A 17,029-nucleotide genomic window follows, 5' to 3' on the forward strand; every position below is an offset into this window, starting at 1 on the left:
AGGGGAGACGCGTCATGACGGTCAAAATCGACGACCCCACCCTGTCCATTCCCGCCGAAAGGCGGGCACTCCTGCGCCCGGCGCTCGAGTGGATTGCGCGAAGGGCCGAGCCGTTGGCGATCACGCTCGGCGCCATACTGGCGGGCACGGCGCTCTTCTCCCTGTTCATTCTTGCGGTCGGCAAATCGCCGACCGACCTCTATCGCCTCATGTATACCGGCGGCTTCGGCAGCTGGTTTTCCATCCAGAACAGCCTGAGCCGCGCCTCTCCACTGTTGCTGACAGCACTCTGCGTCGCGCTGCCGGCAAGGCTCGGCCTTATCATCATCGGCGGCGAAGGCGCAGTCGTGCTTGGCGGCGTGGCGGCGGCGGCAATCGCACTGCCGATCGTCGGCCTGTTGCCGCCGATCATCACCCTTCCCGTCATGGCGCTGGCTGCCATGGTGATCGGTGGTATCTGGATCGGCCTTTCCGGCTTCCTGCGCCACTATCGCGGCGTCAACGAAACCATCTCGTCCCTTCTGCTCGCCTATATCGCCATTGCCTTGATGAACCAGTTCGTCGAAGGGCCGTTGCGCGATCCGGCAAGCCTCAACAAACCCTCCACCAGACCACTGCCGCACGACTACATGCTTGGCAGCATCCCCGGCATGGATGTTCATTGGGGCCTCGTCATCGGTATCGTCGCCTGCATCGCCTCCTGGATCCTCATCGAGATGACCAGCCACGGATTTGCCGCGCGCATTGCCGGCGGCAACGTCCGCGCCGCGCAGATCCAGGGTTTGCCTGTCGGACGTCTCATTACCGGTTTCACGGCGATTGCCGGCAGCTTCGCGGGACTGGCCGGCATGATCGAAGTCGCCGCCGTCCAGGGCGGCGCCAATGCGTCGCTCGCCGCCGGTTATGGCTATACCGGTATCCTCGTCGCCTTCCTCGCCCGGCACAATCCGTTGGCGATCATCCCGGTCGCCATTCTGCTCGGCGGCATCAATGCCTCCGGCGGGCTCATCCAGCGCCGCATGGGCCTGCCAGACGCAACCGTTCTGGTCCTGCAGGGCACGCTCTTCATCGTCATCCTCTTCTGCGAAACCCTCTACGGCCGCTTCAAGATCTTCAATCCCGACCTCTGGAAAAGGAGCACATGATGGAAGACACTGCCATCGGTCTTTGGGGCGTGCCCCTTGCCATTTTTGCAGGCGCGATCCGCGTTTCGACCCCCTTCATTTTCGTCAGCCTCGGCGAGACGATCACCGAGCGTTCCGGCCGCATCAATCTCGGGCTCGAAGGCACGCTCGTCTTCGGCGCCATGACCGCCTATGCCATCGCGGTCCTCAGCGGCTCGGCCTGGCTCGGCGTTCTCGCTGCCATGGCGACCGGCGCGGTCTTCGGCACGGTGCACGGCTGGATATGCAAGTGGCCGAAGGTCAATGATATCGCCATCGGCATCGCGATGATGCAGTTCGGCCTCGGCCTTGCCTTCTTCCTCGGCAAGCCCTTCATCCAGCCCGTTGCGCCACATCTGCCGGCAATCCCCTTCGGCTTCTGGTCGAACCTGCCGCCGGTAGAGGCCGCCCTCAATATCAATATCCTCTTTATTCTCGGGGGAGCACTTGCCGTCATATTGTGGTGGGCACTGAAGAACACCAGGATCGGCCTCGTGCTGCGTGTCGTCGGCGACAGCACGGACGCGGCGCGCGCCATGGGCATCAATCCCGATCGCGTCCGATTGCTGGCAACGGCCGTCGGCGGCTCGCTGGCGGCAATCGGCGGCGCCTATCTCTCGCTCTATTATCCGGGCTCCTGGAACGAGCGCATCTCCTCGGGACAGGGCCTGATGGCCGTGGCGCTGGTGATCTTCGCTCGCTGGAATCCGATCGGCTGCTTCGTGGCGGCACTTCTCTTCGGCGGCGCCGGCGCGCTCGGCCCGGCCTTGCAATCGGTCGGCGTGACCCAAGGATATTATCTCTTCTACGCCGCTCCCTATGTGTTGACGCTCGTCATCATGATCATCACCTCCTCGCCCACGCGCGCACTCGCCGGTGCTCCCGGCGCACTCTCGCTCACCAAATAGGGAGACCAGCCATGAACCATCCCGCGACCGCCTCCACGAACCAGACGCTGGCTTATATAGATGCCGATCCCTATGCCTGGCCCTATAACGGCGCCTTGCGACCCGACAATACCGCCCTGATCATCATCGACATGCAGACGGATTTCTGCGGGCCGGGCGGTTATGTCGACCACATGGGCTACGATCTCTCGCTGGTGCGCGCGCCGATCGAGCCGATCAAGAAGGTCTTGGCCGCCATGCGCGCCAAGGGCTATCACATCATCCACACCCGCGAGGGCCACCGCCCTGATCTCGCAGACCTTCCCGCCAACAAGCGGTGGCGGTCGCAGCGCATCAATGCCGGCATCGGCGATCCCGGCCCCTGCGGCCGCATTCTCGTGCGTGGCGAACCGGGCTGGGATATCATCGACGAGCTGAAGCCGATCGAGGGCGAGACGATCATCGATAAGCCGGGCAAGGGTTCTTTCTGCGCCACCGATCTGGAACTCATCCTCAATCAGAAGCGCATCGAAAACATCATCCTGACCGGCATCACCACCGATGTCTGCGTCCACACGACCATGCGCGAGGCCAACGACCGCGGCTTCGAATGCCTGCTGCTCGAAGACTGCTGCGGCGCGACCGATTACGGCAATCACCTGGCCGCCATCAAGATGGTGAAGATGCAGGGCGGTGTCTTCGGCTCCGTCTCCAATGCCGCAGCTCTGGTTGAGGCCCTGCCCTGATGCCGTCAATGCGTGCCCACGTCTATCGTATCGCCGCCGACGGACCGGACGATGTCTCCGGCCTCGATGCACTTTTTGCCGGCGGCGTGTCCGCGAAGAATGTTGTGGCCGTGCTCGGGAAGACCGAGGGCAATGGCTGCGTCAACGACTTCACCCGCGGCTACGCCACCCGCAGCTTTGAAGCCCTGTTTCAAAAACACGGCGTCGAAGGTGTCTCGCTTGTCATGTCGGGCGGCACGGAAGGCGCGCTTTCCCCGCACTGGACAGTCTTCACTCGTGAAATGGTCGATGCCGTGGCCGGCCGCGCGCTTGCGATCGGTGTTGCCCGCACCCCGCATTTACCACCTCACCATCTCGGTCGGCGCGAACAGGTGTTGCTTGTCGCGGACGGTGTGCGCAAGGCGATGCGCGATGCCGGCATCGATGATCCGAGGGATGTGCATTTTGTCCAGATCAAATGCCCACTACTAACGCTGCACCGCATCACCGAAGCGGAAGCCGAGGGCAACTCGCTCGCCACCCGCGACACATTGAAATCCATGGGCTTGTCGCGCGGTGCCTCTGCACTCGGCGTTGCCGTTGCCCTTGGCGAAGTGGATGCGCAAGAGATCGCCGATGCCGATATCTGCAGCCGTTACGAGCTCTTCTCGCATTGCGCCTCCAGCTCGGCCGGCGTCGAGCTGACCGATCACGAAATCATAGTGCTCGGTATGAGCGACAGATGGTCCGGCCCGCTTGAAATCGACCACACCCTCATGCGTGACGCCATAGACGCGACGTCCGTACATGAAACATTCCGGCGTCTGCCGCAGCCAAGCCGCCTCGCCGCCGTTCTCGCCAAGGCGGAGCCTGATCCCTCCGGCAAGGTCGGCGGCAAGCGTCATACGATGCTCGATGATTCCGATATCTCGGGCACGCGCCATGCGCGGGCCTTTGTCGGTGGGGTTCTCGCCGGCGTCTTCGGCATCACGGATCTCTACGTCTCGGGCGGCGCCGAACATCAGGGGCCGGCCGGCGGCGGGCCCGTCGCCATCATCGTCGAAAAGGAGGATTGAAGTGAGCATAGTGCGCGATACTCCCCTTCCGCAAGCCGGCAAGGCAGTCGGCGTCGAAACGCTCGACATGACCATGCGCTTCGGCAGCTTCACGGCACTCGACCATGTCTCGGTCAGCATTCCGGCCGGCAGCTTCCATGCCCTGCTCGGCGAAAACGGCGCGGGCAAGTCGACCCTGGTCAAATGCATCATGGGCTTCTACCACCAGACATCCGGCTCGCTGTCGGTCGACGGCAGGGAGGTGGTGATCACCTCACCGAAGGATGCCGCCGCCTATGGGCTCGGCATGGTCTATCAGCATTTTACGCTCGTGCCGTCGCTGACCGGCGCCGAAAACCTCGTCATCAGCCGCACGGAAGTCCCCGCCGTCATCAACTGGCCCAGGGAGCGCAAGGCGCTCGCAGCCTTCATGGAGCGCATGCCCTTCCAGATTCCGCTGGACCGGCCGGTCAGCCAACTGGCCGCCGGCGAAAAGCAGAAGCTGGAGATCGTCAAGCAGCTCTATCTCGGCCGCAGTTTCCTCGTTCTCGACGAGCCGACTTCGGTGCTGACGCCGGCTGAAGCCGACGAGATGCTTGGTCTCGTGCGTGGGATGACCGAGCGCGGCGAGCTCACCGTATTGATGATTTCGCACAAGTTCCATGAGGTGACCAAGTTTGCCGACACAGTATCAATCCTGCGTCGCGGTAAGTTGATCGGCGGTGGAAAGGTGGGGGAATTGTCGACCGCGGAGATGGCCGGAATGATGATCGGGGACGTCAAGCTTGCCGAGCTCGATACCCGTATTCCTGTGGTCGAAACGGCAAAGCCGGTGCTGCAGATCGAACGGATCAAGGCACCTGATCACTCTGGCCTGAAGACCATAGAGATCGACAGCCTGACGGTGCATGCCGGCGAGATCGTCGGCATTGCCGGCATATCCGGCAACGGCCAGAAGGAACTCACCGAAATCCTTGCCGGTCAGCGGCCGACACAGGCAGGTTCCGTCACCGTCAAGGGGGCCGCCTATGGCGCCACGCGGTCGGAGACGCGCCGTAACAATGTCCGCTTCATTCCCGAGGAGCCGCTGCAGAACGCCTGCGCGCCGCGCATGAGCGTCAGCGAGAATCTGGCCTTCCGGACTTTCGATCTTAAGGAAAGCGGTGCGGATGCGATCTGGCTTAACAGGAACAAGATCAAGAAGGGCGCAACCGCCCTCATCGCCGATTTCAAGGTCAAGACGGCTTCACAATCCTCTCCGATTGCCGCCTTGTCCGGCGGCAATGTCCAGCGCGCCGTGTTGGCGCGGGAGCTGACGGGCGAGGTCGATCTGCTGATCGTCTCCAACCCCTGTTTCGGGCTCGACTTTTCCGCTGTCGCCGAGATCCGGGCTCGCATCATGCGAGCCCGCAATGCGGGCACCGCCGTGTTGCTGCTGTCGGAGGATCTGGACGAGCTCATGGAAATGTCCGACCGGATCATGGTGATCTCCGAGGGCAAGCTCGTCTATGAGACTGCGGCCCGAAGCGCCGATACTTCGGTGATCGGCGCGCATATGGCGGGGCATCACTGATGAGAGAGATTTCAGCCCAACCCTTCGCCTTCCCGTTTCAACGCGATGCGGTCGCGCTTGTCGTCATCGACATGCAGCGCGATTTTGCCGAACCGGGCGGCTTCGGCGCAAGTCTTGGCAATGATGTCAGCCGTATCACCAGGATCGTCCCAGATGTGAAGCGGCTGATCGAAGGCTTCCGCAAGGCGGGCCTGCCGGTCATCCACACAATGGAGTGCCACAGGCCCGATCTCTCGGATTTGCCTCCTGCCAAGCGCGACCGTGGCAATCCCACGCTCAGGATCGGGGACGAAGGCCCGATGGGGCGCATTCTCATCGCCGGCGAACCCGGCACTGCGATCCTGCCGGAGCTCGCACCGATCGACGGCGAGATCGTCATCGAAAAGCCGGGCAAAGGGGCCTTCTACGCCACTGAACTTGGCGATATCCTGAAGGACAACGGCATACGACAGCTCATCTTTGCGGGCGTGACCACGGAGGTCTGTGTCCAGACCACCATGCGCGAGGCGAACGACCGCGGCTATGAATGCCTGCTGGCCGAAGAAGCAACCGAAAGCTATTTCCCCGAGTTCAAGGAAGCTGCCATCGCGATGATCCGTGCTCAAGGCGCGATCGTCGGCTGGACAGCGCATGTCGATGACATTCTGGAGGCGATCACTCATGCCTAGAACGACGCGAGAAATGCTGACGGCGGGCGGCTGGAAAGATCTGGCCTTCGGTCCCTTTCGCAAGGACGTCACCATTCATTGGATCCAGCCTTTCGAAGACGATCAGCCTGGCGTCGCCCTCTTGAAATACGAAGCCGGCGCTTCCGTGCCTCGCCACCGGCATGAAGGGCTGGAGACCATTCTCGTGCTCGAGGGCATACAATCGGATGAAGCCGGCGATTATGCCAAGGGCTGCTATATCGTGAATGCTGTGGGTACCGAGCATTCAGTTTGGAGTGACACAGGCTGCGTCGTGCTGATCCAATGGGACCGGCCCGTCAGAATATTGGAGGAACAGGCGTGACCGGTCCGGCTCTCGATATTTCGTCCCTGCATGCGTTCTATGCAGACGGAGACTCGGCGACTGCGATCATCGAGGCTGTCTTTGCGCGTATTGCCGCAGTAAACGATCCCGGCATCTTCCTGCATCTTGCCGGCAAAGCGAACTTGTTGGAACAGGCGGCGGCTCTCGGATCCTTTGATCCGGTGGCAAAGCCGCTCTGGGGCGTACCCTTCGCCGTCAAGGACAATATCGACGTCGCGGGGATGCCAACCAGCGCCGCGTGCCCCGATTTCGCCTACATGCCCAAAGCCGATGCAACGGTCGTTCGGCTATTGAAGTTGGCTGGAGCGCTGGTGATCGGCAAGACCAACCTCGACCAGTTTGCAACCGGTCTTGTCGGCGTGCGCACCCCCTATCCTGTGCCACGCAACGCCATCGACCCCGCTTTGGTGCCCGGCGGATCAAGCTCAGGCTCCGCCGTCGCGACGGCGCAGGGCATCGTGAGCTTTGCGCTCGGCACCGACACCGCGGGCTCCGGGCGCATTCCCGCGGGCCTTAACAATATCGTCGGCCTGAAACCCAGCCTCGGCGCATTGTCGACCACCGGCGTCATTCCCGCTTGCCGCACGCTAGACTGCGTCTCCATCTTCGCTCTGACGGTGGATGATGCATGGCGGGTCTTCGAGGTCGTGGCGCGCCATGACGCCACGGACGCTTATTCGAAAACCGTTCCAGCTGATGGTTTCGGCCGAACGCTACCGACCCTAACCATTGGTGTGCCGGCAAAGGCGGACCGACTGTTTTTCGGCGACGCCGTCATGGAAGCGGCCTACGACGACGCCTTGCGCATGTTGATGGAACTGGGCCATCGCCTGGTGGAGATCCCCTTCGGCGATTTTTACCAAGTGGCAAACCTGCTTTATGAAGGCGCCTGGGTCGCGGAGCGCTATGCCGCAGTGAAGGATTTCTTCGACACCAAAGAGGCAAGCTTTCATGCCATCACGCGCAAGATTTATGGGGGCGCCAAGCAGCTTTCGGCCGCAGATGCCTTCAAAGGCCTCTATGCGCTGCAAGCCCTGAAACAGAAGGTTACGCCGCTGATCGCTTCGGTCGATCTCTTCTGCGTACCGACCGCCCCAACGCACTATACGCGCGCGGACCTTGAGGCCGAACCGATCCGCGAGAACTCGCGTCTCGGTACCTATACGAATTTTGTCAATCTGCTTGATCTGTGCGGCATCGCCGTGCCGACAGGCATACGCAGCGATGGTCGTCCAGCCAGCGTTACCCTGCTGGCACCTTGGGGAGGCGATGGTCTCACAGCTTCGCTTGCTTGTGAGATTCACAGGGCCAGCGGCTTGACGCTTGGCGCCACCGGCTGGCTACAGCCGACGGCGAAAGACACGACCGCCGTTGACGAGGTCGACCTGATTGATATCGTCGTCGTCGGTGCCCATCTCTCCGGCATGCCGCTGAACGCACAGTTGCTCGCCCTTGCTGGCCGCCTTCTGCGGACAGCACGAACATCGGATTGCTATCGGCTTTATGCCCTACCGGGGCAGATGCCAACCAAGCCCGGACTCATCCGTGTCGCATCAGCAACAGGCGGTGAAATCGATGTCGAGATCTGGCGATTGACGCGGGCTGCTTTCGGCCAATTCGTCGCCGCCATCCCCTCACCACTCAGCATAGGTACCCTCTTCTTATCCGATGGTACTTCGGCCAAGGGATTTCTGGTCGAAGCCGCCGCCATCGCTGACGCGACAGATATTACGCATTATGGCGGATGGCGCAGTTATGTTACGGCAACGACGTAGAGCCGCCAAGACGGCGTTATCACGTTGTTTGAAATGTGGCCGCTTGAGCCGACACCGCGGTTTTCAGGCAGATCGTGCACTTACGGCTTCCCACGCGGCCATGGCCTGGCGTCGATGGGTTCGAATCTGTGCTGAGGAGCGGTTGGTCTGGGTGGGACGAAGAGGTTTCGGACGGCGGAGAAGATCGACACCGCCATCGACTTGCTGACCGGAGGTCGAAATGAGCGCCTCGATCTCAGTGGCCGCTTTGGCGGAGCGCTGGGCAAGCTCGCACCTCCCGGGCGACAATGGCGAAGCCACCTATCCGTTAGCTGCCGGCTGGACGCTCTCGGGAATGGGACACATGTAGGGCTCACCATCCATCTTCTCAGACCATTCGATTTTTGCCTGGGCAAGAAGTTCGGATGATGTCAATAGATCGAGGCCCGTTGCCGCCAGTGCCTTGGCGGCATGGATCATCGCCTTGTGCGCTCCAGGGCTGCGGCCTTGAGCTACGACTTGCCAAGTATGGGGATTGGTGCCGATTGCCCAGGCCGGCGCCCAGCATTGGGCCGTTGGCGTCACCCGACTGACATCTCCGACATCGGTCGAACCGGCCCGAAAATGCGACTGGCCCTCGAAGGCACGCAGGCCAAGATGAAGCGGCGTCGAGCCGTCGATCTTTCTGTTGGAGAAAACATCCTCCTTGATCTGGTAAAGGCGAATGCTGCTCTTGATCGCCTCCTCGCTGAAGGTTGCCTGAATCCTTCGGGCAAAATCGATATCGTTTTCATCGAAGGGGATGGGGCCGAGCGCAACCAGATTGTCGTGGATGGCATTTTCAAGCGTGAGATTGGGCAGGAGATTGGTCGAGGCGGTGTCGAAAACGGCCTCAACCTCCGTCTCCGTCATCATCGCCGCACCCCTCGCAACTTTTTCCACCCGCTCGCCAAGAGCAAGCGCCTGCGCCATTTCCGGCGCGCGGATCAAGTACAGTACCTCGGCCTGGGCCTGCACGACGTTGGCGGCCCGTCCGCCCGCATCGGTGATGGCATAATGCACCCGGCAATCCTGCGGCATGTGTTCGCGCAGGAAATTGACGCCGACATTCATCAGTTCGACGGCATCCAGCGCCGATCGGCCGAGATGGGCGCTGTTGGCCGCATGCGCCGCAACACCCTTGAAACGGTAGAATGTTTCGATAACAGCCAGATTGTTGGTCGAGCGAACGCCATTGAAGGGGGCTGGATGCCAGGTGAGCGCCGCATCGACATCGGCAAAGGCGCCGGCACGCACCATGAACGTCTTGCCGGAGCCGCCCTCCTCGCCCGGACAGCCATAATAGCGCACGGTTCCGGACAGCCCATTAGCCTGGAGATATCTGGCAAGCGAAACGGCGGCCAGCAGCGAACCGCTTCCGAGCAGATTATGCCCGCAACCATGCCCGGTGCCGCCCGCCTCGACGGCTTGCGGCGCGTCCACGCCTGCAACCTGGCTCATGCCGGCAAGAGCGTCGTACTCGCCGAGAAAGGCGATCACGGGCTTGCCACTTCCGAACTCGCCGATGAACGCGGTCTTCATGCCGGCAACATCTTGCCGCACCGAAAATCCGTGTTGCAGCAGGGTCTGGATCAGTAGATCGGACGATCGATCCTCATCGAATTTCAGCTCCGCGAAATCCCATATCCGGTCACTGAGAGCGGTGAATTCGGGAGCCATCGCATCGATGGCGGCGTTGAGCGAAAGCAGGGAAGCGGTGCCGGGCATGTGATCTCCTCGCGGAAGCCTGAAATTCAGACGTCGAAAATCGGGTTCGGCGGGCGGCATGCCCACCGAAGACATATGTTCTGATGCGTCCTGACGAATGGCGCCGCCAAGGCTACGTCATTCGTTTGTGCCCTAGTTGTCGAGAGACACTTCCCAGAGGCGGGCATTGGACTGCCAGACGGGCTGGCCTTTCAGCGCCTTGGTGGCACCCCAGACATCGATCATATCGTAGAGGAAGATGCCGGGCATATCCTGCAACATCAGCTCATGGAACTCATCGAAGATTGCCTGACGCTTTTTCGGATCGATTTCGGCATAGGCGGCCTTCATCAATTCGATGGCCTTCGGATTGTCCCACATCAGCGATGCGTTCTGATCCTTGTCGCCGACGTAGAAACTGTACATCAGCGCCGGGTCGAGGCGAGGCGCCACGGATTGCGAAATGATCTGATATTTGCCGGAACGGCGACGATCGACCTGGGTGGCGTAATCGAGCACTTCGATCTGGATGTTCATGCCGATCTGCTGGAGCATGGCCTGCGCCATGACCGCAGCAGGAAAACTCGGCACGTTTCCGCGCTTGTTGGCGATGATGCTGATCGGTTCGCCTTTGTAGCCGGCCGCATCAAGCTCTTTCTTGGCGGCCTCCAGATCATAGGGGAGACGCTTCTTCTGCGTTTCGCTGAAGTAAACGGAATCGGACGAGACCATCGATCCGTTCGCCTCACCCGTGCCGTTCGACGCGGCCTCGACGAGCTGGTCGAGATCGAGTGCCTGCGCCATGGCACGGCGGATGCCGGGCTTGCTTAAGGTGGGGTCGCGGGTCTGAAAGTAGAACAGGTTCTTGCCGTTGTTCCGCGAAATGATCACCTGGGTCGTCTTGCTCTCCTTGAATTCGGGAATGAGATCGGGAGAAATCTCTGCCGTGTCGAGCACACCCGATTGCAGGCCGGCCTTGACCGTGGAGGCGTCGGGAATGACCATGAATTTGATACCGTCGACCAGCGGTCGCTTGGAGCCAACCATACCGTCCGGCTTGCCGTCATTGGCGGGCGAAACATAACCATCAAACTTGGCAAGGTGAATATATTCGCCCTTCTTCCAGACGTCCCATTTGAAGGGACCCGTTCCGATCGGCTTGTCGAACGTGCCGTCGGCAGCAATGGAGTCCGGGGAGATGATGCCGGTATAGCCGCATTCGGGGCGTGACATCAGGCCGAGGAAAACCGCGGACGGCTTTTCCAGCGTCATGGTCACGCTCGAGGCGTCGGTCGCCTTGATGCCGGTCACGTGCACCGCGCCACTGCCGTCGAAATCCTTGATACAGGTCCATTTGGTCTTCGGATCCATGTAACGGTTCCAGTTCCAGACCACATCGTCTGCCGTCAGCGACTTGCCATTGTGGAACTTCACACCGTCACGCAGCTTGAACGTATAGCTGAGGCCATCCGCCGCCATATCGACGCTGGCCGCCAGAAGCGGCTTGACCTCACCATTATTGGCATAGCCGACGAGACCTTCGACAATATGGAGGATGACGCCGTCGGTGTTGCCGTCGCGATTGACGCCGGGATTGTTGCTGCGCAGGTCGGAACTCTGCGCCACGACAATATCGCGGGCGGTCGCGCTGGCGACGAGCGATATCAGCATGGCGCCCGCAAGCAGAATGGTCTTCATCGTTCTACCCCTCTTATGTGTTTGATTGTTCTACGCTTGAAACTCATCCCAGCAGGCGCGCGAAAGCCGACCGATGGTCTCGAGCGACACCGTGTATCCCGGTGTTCCGTCAGGAAGCGCCTGCGGCACCTGATCAGTGTAAGCGGCGATGATGTAGAGCGGTGCACCGTCGCAATAGACGATGCCTGCATCCATACGGCCACGCTTGCCGCGCCCACCCTTGCTCGCCACCTTCGTCTCGAACGGCAGGCGGGAGTGGATGCCGTAGCGCAGCACCTGGTTCTTCAATGTCTGAAGCGCGAATTGGCAGAGGTCCGCCGGGCAGCCAAGTTTTTCGGCTGCGGCTTTCGACGTTTGTGCGTCGAGGATCATCTGCAAAAGCATGACCTGATCGGCCGCTGTCGTGGTGGTGACCGCGCCAAGCGCATGATCCGGGGAAAGTGCCAGCGGCGGGATGAGGAAGCGGTGGTGCGTGCCGGTCATGCCGATCGACTTGCAGTAGAGATCGACTTCTTCCAGCGTCAGGCGTTCGAACACCATCTTGGTGCAGACATTGTCGCTCAGCACCATCATGCCGGTGATCGCGTCGCGGAGCGATATGACGATGCCCGGCGTCAGGTATCGAAATATGCCGCTCGCCACCTCCTCAGCGAAGCGCGGCTCATAGACGATCTGCTCGTCGAGATCGAGGCGGCCCTCGCCGACGGCCTTGAACGCCGCCATCATGATCGATGTCTTGCGCGTTGAGGCCGAGGGCGTCTCCTCTTCGGCACCGCGGCCAAAGGTTTCGCCGGTCAGGAGATTGCGGATGCAATAACGGGTTACAAAGGGTTGCGCGTCGCAGATCGCGTTCAGCCGTTCGGCCGCCTTGCTCGAATTGATGATCGTGTTCATTTTAGGCCTCCAGTCGCCATTTCAGTTTGACCCCGCCGGTCTCGTTGAGATCGAGCGCGGGGATGGCCGAGAGGAGACGTCGCGTATAAGTCTCCTGCGGCCGGTCGAAGATCGTATTGCGGTCACCCTGTTCGATGATGCGGCCGTCCTGCATGACGACGACGCGGTCCGCCACCTGCTCGACCACGCCGAGATCATGGCTGATGAACAGGCAGGAAAAGCCATAACGCCTCTGCAGGTCCGAAAAGAGCGTGAGAACCTGGGCGCGGACCGTGACGTCGAGTGCCGAAACCGGTTCGTCGGCAATCAGGAATTTTGGCCGCCGGGCGATAGCGCGGGCAATCGCAACGCGCTGGCGCTGGCCGCCGGAAAGTTCGTGCGGATAGCGCTGGGCATGGTCGGTTCCAAGTCCGACTTCCTCGAGCGTCTCATAAGCCCGCGTCTTCTTGGCGGCCCGATCGATATCCGGCACAAGTCGCAGGGCTTCCTCGACCAGCGCCAGGATCGTCATGCGCGGATCGAGCGACGAATAGGGATCCTGGAACACCATCTGGCAATTCAGCCGATAGTCACGCCAGTCCGCCGAACGCTCGCGCCCCTGAAAGAGCACTTCGCCTTCACTCTGATGAACCAGTCCGGCGATGGTGCGCCCAAGCGTCGTCTTTCCCGACCCTGAACCGCCAACCAGGGCGACCACTTCGCCCTCATGGATATCGACGCTGACACCGTGAAGCGCCCGCTTGGCGGCTCCCTTCTTGAGCAACGATTTGCGGCCGGGATAATCAACCACAATATTGCGCGCCGACACTATCGGCGCGGAGGCCGTGTCGATGCTGCGGACTTTGCCGCGAACGGGAAGCGACGAGAGAAGCTTGCGCGTATAGGAATGTTGCGGCGCCTCGAGAATCTGCTCCGTGGTTCCCTGTTCGACAACCGAACCCTTTTCCATCACGACGATGCGGCTGGTATAGCGCGCCACCATCGGCAGATCGTGGCTGATCAGCAGCACCGCCGTGCCTTCGGCCTTGGTGAGTTCGACCATCAGCTCCATGACATCTCGCTGGATGACAGCATCGAGCGCCGTCGTCGGCTCATCGGCGATCAGCAGTGCCGGTTTCAGGAGCATGACGGAGGCAAGCATGATGCGCTGACGCATGCCGCCGGAAAATTCGTGCGGATAGGCGGAAAGTGCCGCCTGTGGATCGCTAATCCCGACACGCTCCAGCATGGCGAGGATGCGGGCGCGGCGTTCAGCGGCCGTCGCGTTGGTGTGGAGCGTGAGCCCCTCCTCCAGCTGCCGGCCGATGGTCATCGACGGATTGAGCGAGGTCATCGGCTCCTGAAAAACGAGCCCGATCTCGGCGCCGCGCAGCCTGCGCAAATCCGCTTCGCTCATCGACATGACATCACGACCCTTGTAGGTCACCTCGCCGCCCGTCACTTTGATGGGAGGTGGAAGCAGCGAGATCAGCGCGCGCGTCGCCAGCGACTTGCCCGAGCCGCTCTCCCCGACAATGCCGAAAATTTCGCCCGGCTCGATATCGAAGCTGACGTTCTTCACCACCTCGACACCGCGGTGGGCAACCTCGAGCGAGAGGTTGCGGACGCTTAAGAGTTTCTGTTGGGTCATTTCAGGCCTCTCATGCGCGGATCCAGCCTGTCGCGGAGCGCGTCGCCCAGAAGATTGATGCCGAGAAGTGTGAGCGCGATGCACAGGCCTGGGAAAAGGCCGAGCCAGACGGCCTGCTCGACGAAAGGCCGACCGGCGGCCAGCATATTGCCCCAGGTGGGAGCCGGCGGCGGAACACCGAGCCCCAGGAAGCTGAGTGCGCTTTCAGACAGGATCGCCCAGCCGAACATCGAGGTGGCCAGAACCGTGATCGGCGCCAGGCAATTGGGAAGGATATGACGCAGCATCGTATAGATCTCGCCATTGCCCATGATCTTGGAAGCCTCAATGAACTCACGCTCGCGCAGCGACAACACAGCACCGCGAACCACGCGCGCCATCGACGGCGTATAGGCAATCCCAAGTGCAAAGATGATCCCGTATTGGTTGGCGCCAAACACCGCGAGCAGCCCCAGAGCCAGAAGAATGCCGGGAAAGGCAAGCAACGCATTATTGATCGCCATAATGACAGCATCGACCCAGCCGCGTGCGTAGCCGCTGACAAGGCCGATCAGCGTCCCGGCGATTACAGCCAAGGAGACGGTCAAGGCGCCAATCCAGACACTGGCGCGAGCACCAATCATGATCCGGCTAAGGACATCGCGGCCAAACTCGTCCGTTCCGAGCCAATGGTGGGCGCTGGGGGCCGCAAGGCGAGCAGTGAAGCTGAGCTTCATCGGATCGAACGGCGTCCAGAAGAGGCCGAGGGCTGCGACAGCAAGCAGAAGAGCGATCAGAGTGCTGCCGATCAGGCCGTTGAACGTATAATTTTTCATTCGGCCACCACACGCGGATCGAAGAGAGGATAAAGCAGATCGACGATCAGGTTGACGACCACATAGGAGAGCGCAACGATCAGGAGGCAGCCCTGGATGACCGGATAATCACGCTGGAAAATGCTGTCGACCATGAGCCGGCCGAGACCTGGAATGGTGAAGACCGTTTCGATCACGGCGATACCGCCGAGCAGATTGCCGAGGATGAGCCCGATCATCGTCCAGGTCGGGCCGAAGGCGTTCTTGAAAGCATGCTTCCAGAGAACCGCGCTTTCGGACAGACCTTTCGCCCGCGCATGGGTGATATAATCGAGCCGGAGGACTTCGAGTGTAGAAGCTCGCGCCATGCGGATCAGCACGCCCATCTCATGGATGACCAGCGTCATGATCGGCAGGACGAGATAAAGCAGCCCGGCAACGACATGGTCGCCGATCGAGACATAGCCAAGGACAGGCAGCCAGCCGAGTTTCAGGCCGAAAAAGAGAAGCAGCAGCAGGCCGAGCCAAAATGTCGGGATCGACAGGAGTACCGTTGCAGTGCCGACGAGCGCCAGATCCGTGAGACTGTTCTGCCGCCAGGCGGCGATGACGCCGGCCGGAATCGCGATCAGGCTGGCCAACAGCACCGCGGTCAGCACGATCTCCGCACTGACGACAAACCGGGACACGACAAGCCCCAGAACCGGTTCGTTGTTGACGATTGAGCGGCCGAAGTCTCCGGTCAGGACATTGCCGCCCCAGATCAGGAATTGTTCAGGCATGGATTTGTCGAGCCCGAGCTCGGCGCGCATTTCGGCAATCTGATCCGGCTGCGCCATGTCCCCAAGCAGCAGCGCTGCCGGATCGCCTGGAATGAACCGGATGAGCGCAAACACGGTGATCGCCACGATCACAACCGTCGGCAACGCCATGAGGAGGCGGTTTAACATGAATCTGAGCATCGGTTCCCCTGAACGCGATTGTTAGTGAGCCGTTGATCGGCTTGTTGTTTGCAAACTATGAGTGATTAGAAAATCTTGCGCAATATTATGCATTTTCGTCATAGTGCTATGCGAAAACCGCGCGCTGCGGAGGCCATAGTTGGCCTATGCGAAAATCAGTAATCCATTGTGCCGGCTAGATTTTCTGCGACAGGTCAATCTGGCGCTTGAGCGCATCCACCAAAGCCTGCGCGGCGAGCGATAGAGGCATGCCTGCCGGCTTGGCCAATCCGAACTCCTGCTTGGAGACAGGTGTGAACGGGCGTTGAACGACCGGTAGGCGCCGATAAAGGTTGGCGTAGAAGCTGCTGATAATGGCGATGCCCAGGCCATGGGCGACATAGGCGCATGCAGAACTGTTGGTGTGCGTCTCGATCTTGACATTCTGCTTCACGGCGGCTCGTTTGAAGGTCTGATCAAGAAGCATGCGGGTTGGCCTTTGCCGTCCGATGAGGATCAAGGGAATATTGCGCAGATCCCTAGGCGTGATCTCGGCAAGCGCTGCCAGCGGATGGCTCTCGGGGATGACGCAGACGCTTACCCCGCTTGCCACCGGCTCCATATCGATGCCTTGCCCAATTTCTCCTTCGTAGCGCAGAAACCCAAAATCGATCACCTGTTGTTCGACCAGCCGCGTGATCGCCGTCGTGGTCTCGAAAAAGGTCTCGATGCGGACCGTTGGATAATCCTTGGCATACTCGACCAGCATGGCCGGCGCGAACTCTTCCCACATGCTGCTTGGTAACCCAATGCGCACGACTTCAGGCCCCGCAGCTCCGCTGCGCAGATCCTCGGCCAGACCTGAAAACCGGTTGAGCCCGAGCAGGATATGCTCCGCGTCTCGGGCGAGGATGCTGGCTTCAGGCGTCGGAATGAGCCGCCCTTTGTCACGGGCAAACAGCGTCAGCGACAGATCGGATTCGAGCTGCTGTAGAAGACGGCTGACACCCGACTGGCTGAGCCCCATGCTCTTTGCCGTCGCGATCGTCGATCCTGTTGCCAGCAGTGTCTTCAACACCTCCAATTGCCGGAAATTGATCATTTCAAAGGTTCCTTAGAGGCATAGACACAATTTGT

The 17,029-nt window shown here is 60.9% G+C and carries 15 protein-coding genes and 1 pseudogene; 8 read left to right on the plus strand and 8 right to left on the minus strand.

All coding sequences use genetic code 11. The features are described 5' to 3' along the window. The first annotated feature begins 14 nt into the window (after positions 1–14). The 8 genes from HB780_RS09580 to atzF are packed head-to-tail and all read left to right on the plus strand — an operon-like array spanning position 15 to position 8,210. On the plus strand, positions 15–1,145 hold the full coding sequence (locus HB780_RS09580; RefSeq protein WP_183687209.1) for an ABC transporter permease: 1,131 nt from the start codon (positions 15–17) through the stop codon (positions 1,143–1,145). Next, positions 1,145–2,071, plus strand: coding sequence for an ABC transporter permease (locus HB780_RS09585; protein WP_183689669.1), 927 nt, complete (start codon positions 1,145–1,147; stop codon positions 2,069–2,071). Before HB780_RS09580 ends, HB780_RS09585 begins: the two co-directional genes overlap by 1 nt. Before the next feature lie 11 nt (positions 2,072–2,082). Beyond that, on the plus strand, positions 2,083–2,796 hold the full coding sequence (gene biuH / locus HB780_RS09590) for a biuret amidohydrolase (protein WP_183687211.1): 714 nt from the start codon (positions 2,083–2,085) through the stop codon (positions 2,794–2,796). Beyond that, a complete protein-coding gene (locus HB780_RS09595) occupies positions 2,796–3,851 on the plus strand; it encodes a cyanuric acid amidohydrolase (RefSeq protein WP_183687213.1) in 1,056 nt (351 codons plus the stop codon). The genes biuH and HB780_RS09595 overlap by 1 nt, the downstream gene beginning before the upstream one ends. 1 nt (position 3,852) lies before the next feature. After that, positions 3,853–5,403: an ABC transporter ATP-binding protein gene (locus HB780_RS09600; RefSeq protein ID WP_183687215.1), complete on the plus strand. Its 1,551-nt coding sequence runs from the start codon at positions 3,853–3,855 to the stop codon at positions 5,401–5,403. After that, positions 5,403–6,071: a cysteine hydrolase family protein gene (locus HB780_RS09605; RefSeq protein WP_183687217.1), complete on the plus strand. Its 669-nt coding sequence runs from the start codon at positions 5,403–5,405 to the stop codon at positions 6,069–6,071. The genes HB780_RS09600 and HB780_RS09605 overlap by 1 nt, the downstream gene beginning before the upstream one ends. Then, the gene (locus tag HB780_RS09610; protein WP_183687219.1) at positions 6,064–6,414 is read left to right on the plus strand and encodes a cupin domain-containing protein; all 351 of its coding nucleotides are present in this window, start codon (positions 6,064–6,066) and stop codon (positions 6,412–6,414) included. The genes HB780_RS09605 and HB780_RS09610 overlap by 8 nt, the downstream gene beginning before the upstream one ends. Further along, positions 6,411–8,210, plus strand: a complete 1,800-nt coding sequence (gene atzF, locus HB780_RS09615; RefSeq protein ID WP_183687220.1) for an allophanate hydrolase — start codon at positions 6,411–6,413, stop codon at positions 8,208–8,210. Before HB780_RS09610 ends, atzF begins: the two co-directional genes overlap by 4 nt. A 177-nt stretch (positions 8,211–8,387) precedes the next feature. Here atzF and HB780_RS32970 read toward each other — a convergent pair. From HB780_RS32970 to HB780_RS09650, 8 genes and pseudogenes are all read right to left on the minus strand, one after another. Then, positions 8,388–8,508: pseudogene (locus HB780_RS32970) on the minus strand (methyl-accepting chemotaxis protein); the annotation flags it as partial. 2 nt (positions 8,509–8,510) lie between these two features. After that, positions 8,511–9,956: a M20 family metallopeptidase gene (locus HB780_RS09620; protein WP_183687222.1), complete on the minus strand. Its 1,446-nt coding sequence runs from the start codon at positions 9,954–9,956 to the stop codon at positions 8,511–8,513. A gap of 132 nt (positions 9,957–10,088) precedes the next feature. Next, positions 10,089–11,633: an ABC transporter substrate-binding protein gene (locus HB780_RS09625; RefSeq protein WP_183687224.1), complete on the minus strand. Its 1,545-nt coding sequence runs from the start codon at positions 11,631–11,633 to the stop codon at positions 10,089–10,091. Between the two features lie 30 nt (positions 11,634–11,663). Continuing rightward, a complete protein-coding gene (locus tag HB780_RS09630; protein WP_183687226.1) occupies positions 11,664–12,527 on the minus strand; it encodes a serine hydrolase in 864 nt (287 codons plus the stop codon). Between the two features lies 1 nt (position 12,528). Beyond that, the gene (locus HB780_RS09635; protein WP_183687228.1) at positions 12,529–14,157 is read right to left on the minus strand and encodes an ABC transporter ATP-binding protein; all 1,629 of its coding nucleotides are present in this window, start codon (positions 14,155–14,157) and stop codon (positions 12,529–12,531) included. After that, complete coding sequence (locus HB780_RS09640; RefSeq protein WP_183687229.1) at positions 14,154–14,972, minus strand: ABC transporter permease; 819 nt, start codon at positions 14,970–14,972, stop codon at positions 14,154–14,156. Before HB780_RS09640 ends, HB780_RS09635 begins: the two co-directional genes overlap by 4 nt. Then, a complete protein-coding gene (locus tag HB780_RS09645; protein WP_183687231.1) occupies positions 14,969–15,913 on the minus strand; it encodes an ABC transporter permease in 945 nt (314 codons plus the stop codon). The genes HB780_RS09640 and HB780_RS09645 overlap by 4 nt, the downstream gene beginning before the upstream one ends. Positions 15,914–16,088: 175 nt before the next feature. After that, the gene (locus HB780_RS09650; protein WP_183689670.1) at positions 16,089–16,991 is read right to left on the minus strand and encodes a LysR family transcriptional regulator; all 903 of its coding nucleotides are present in this window, start codon (positions 16,989–16,991) and stop codon (positions 16,089–16,091) included. Between the last annotated feature and the right edge of the window lie 38 nt (positions 16,992–17,029).

The organism is Rhizobium lusitanum, assembly GCF_014189535.1.
Classification (GTDB): Bacteria; Pseudomonadota; Alphaproteobacteria; order Rhizobiales; family Rhizobiaceae; genus Rhizobium; species Rhizobium lusitanum_C.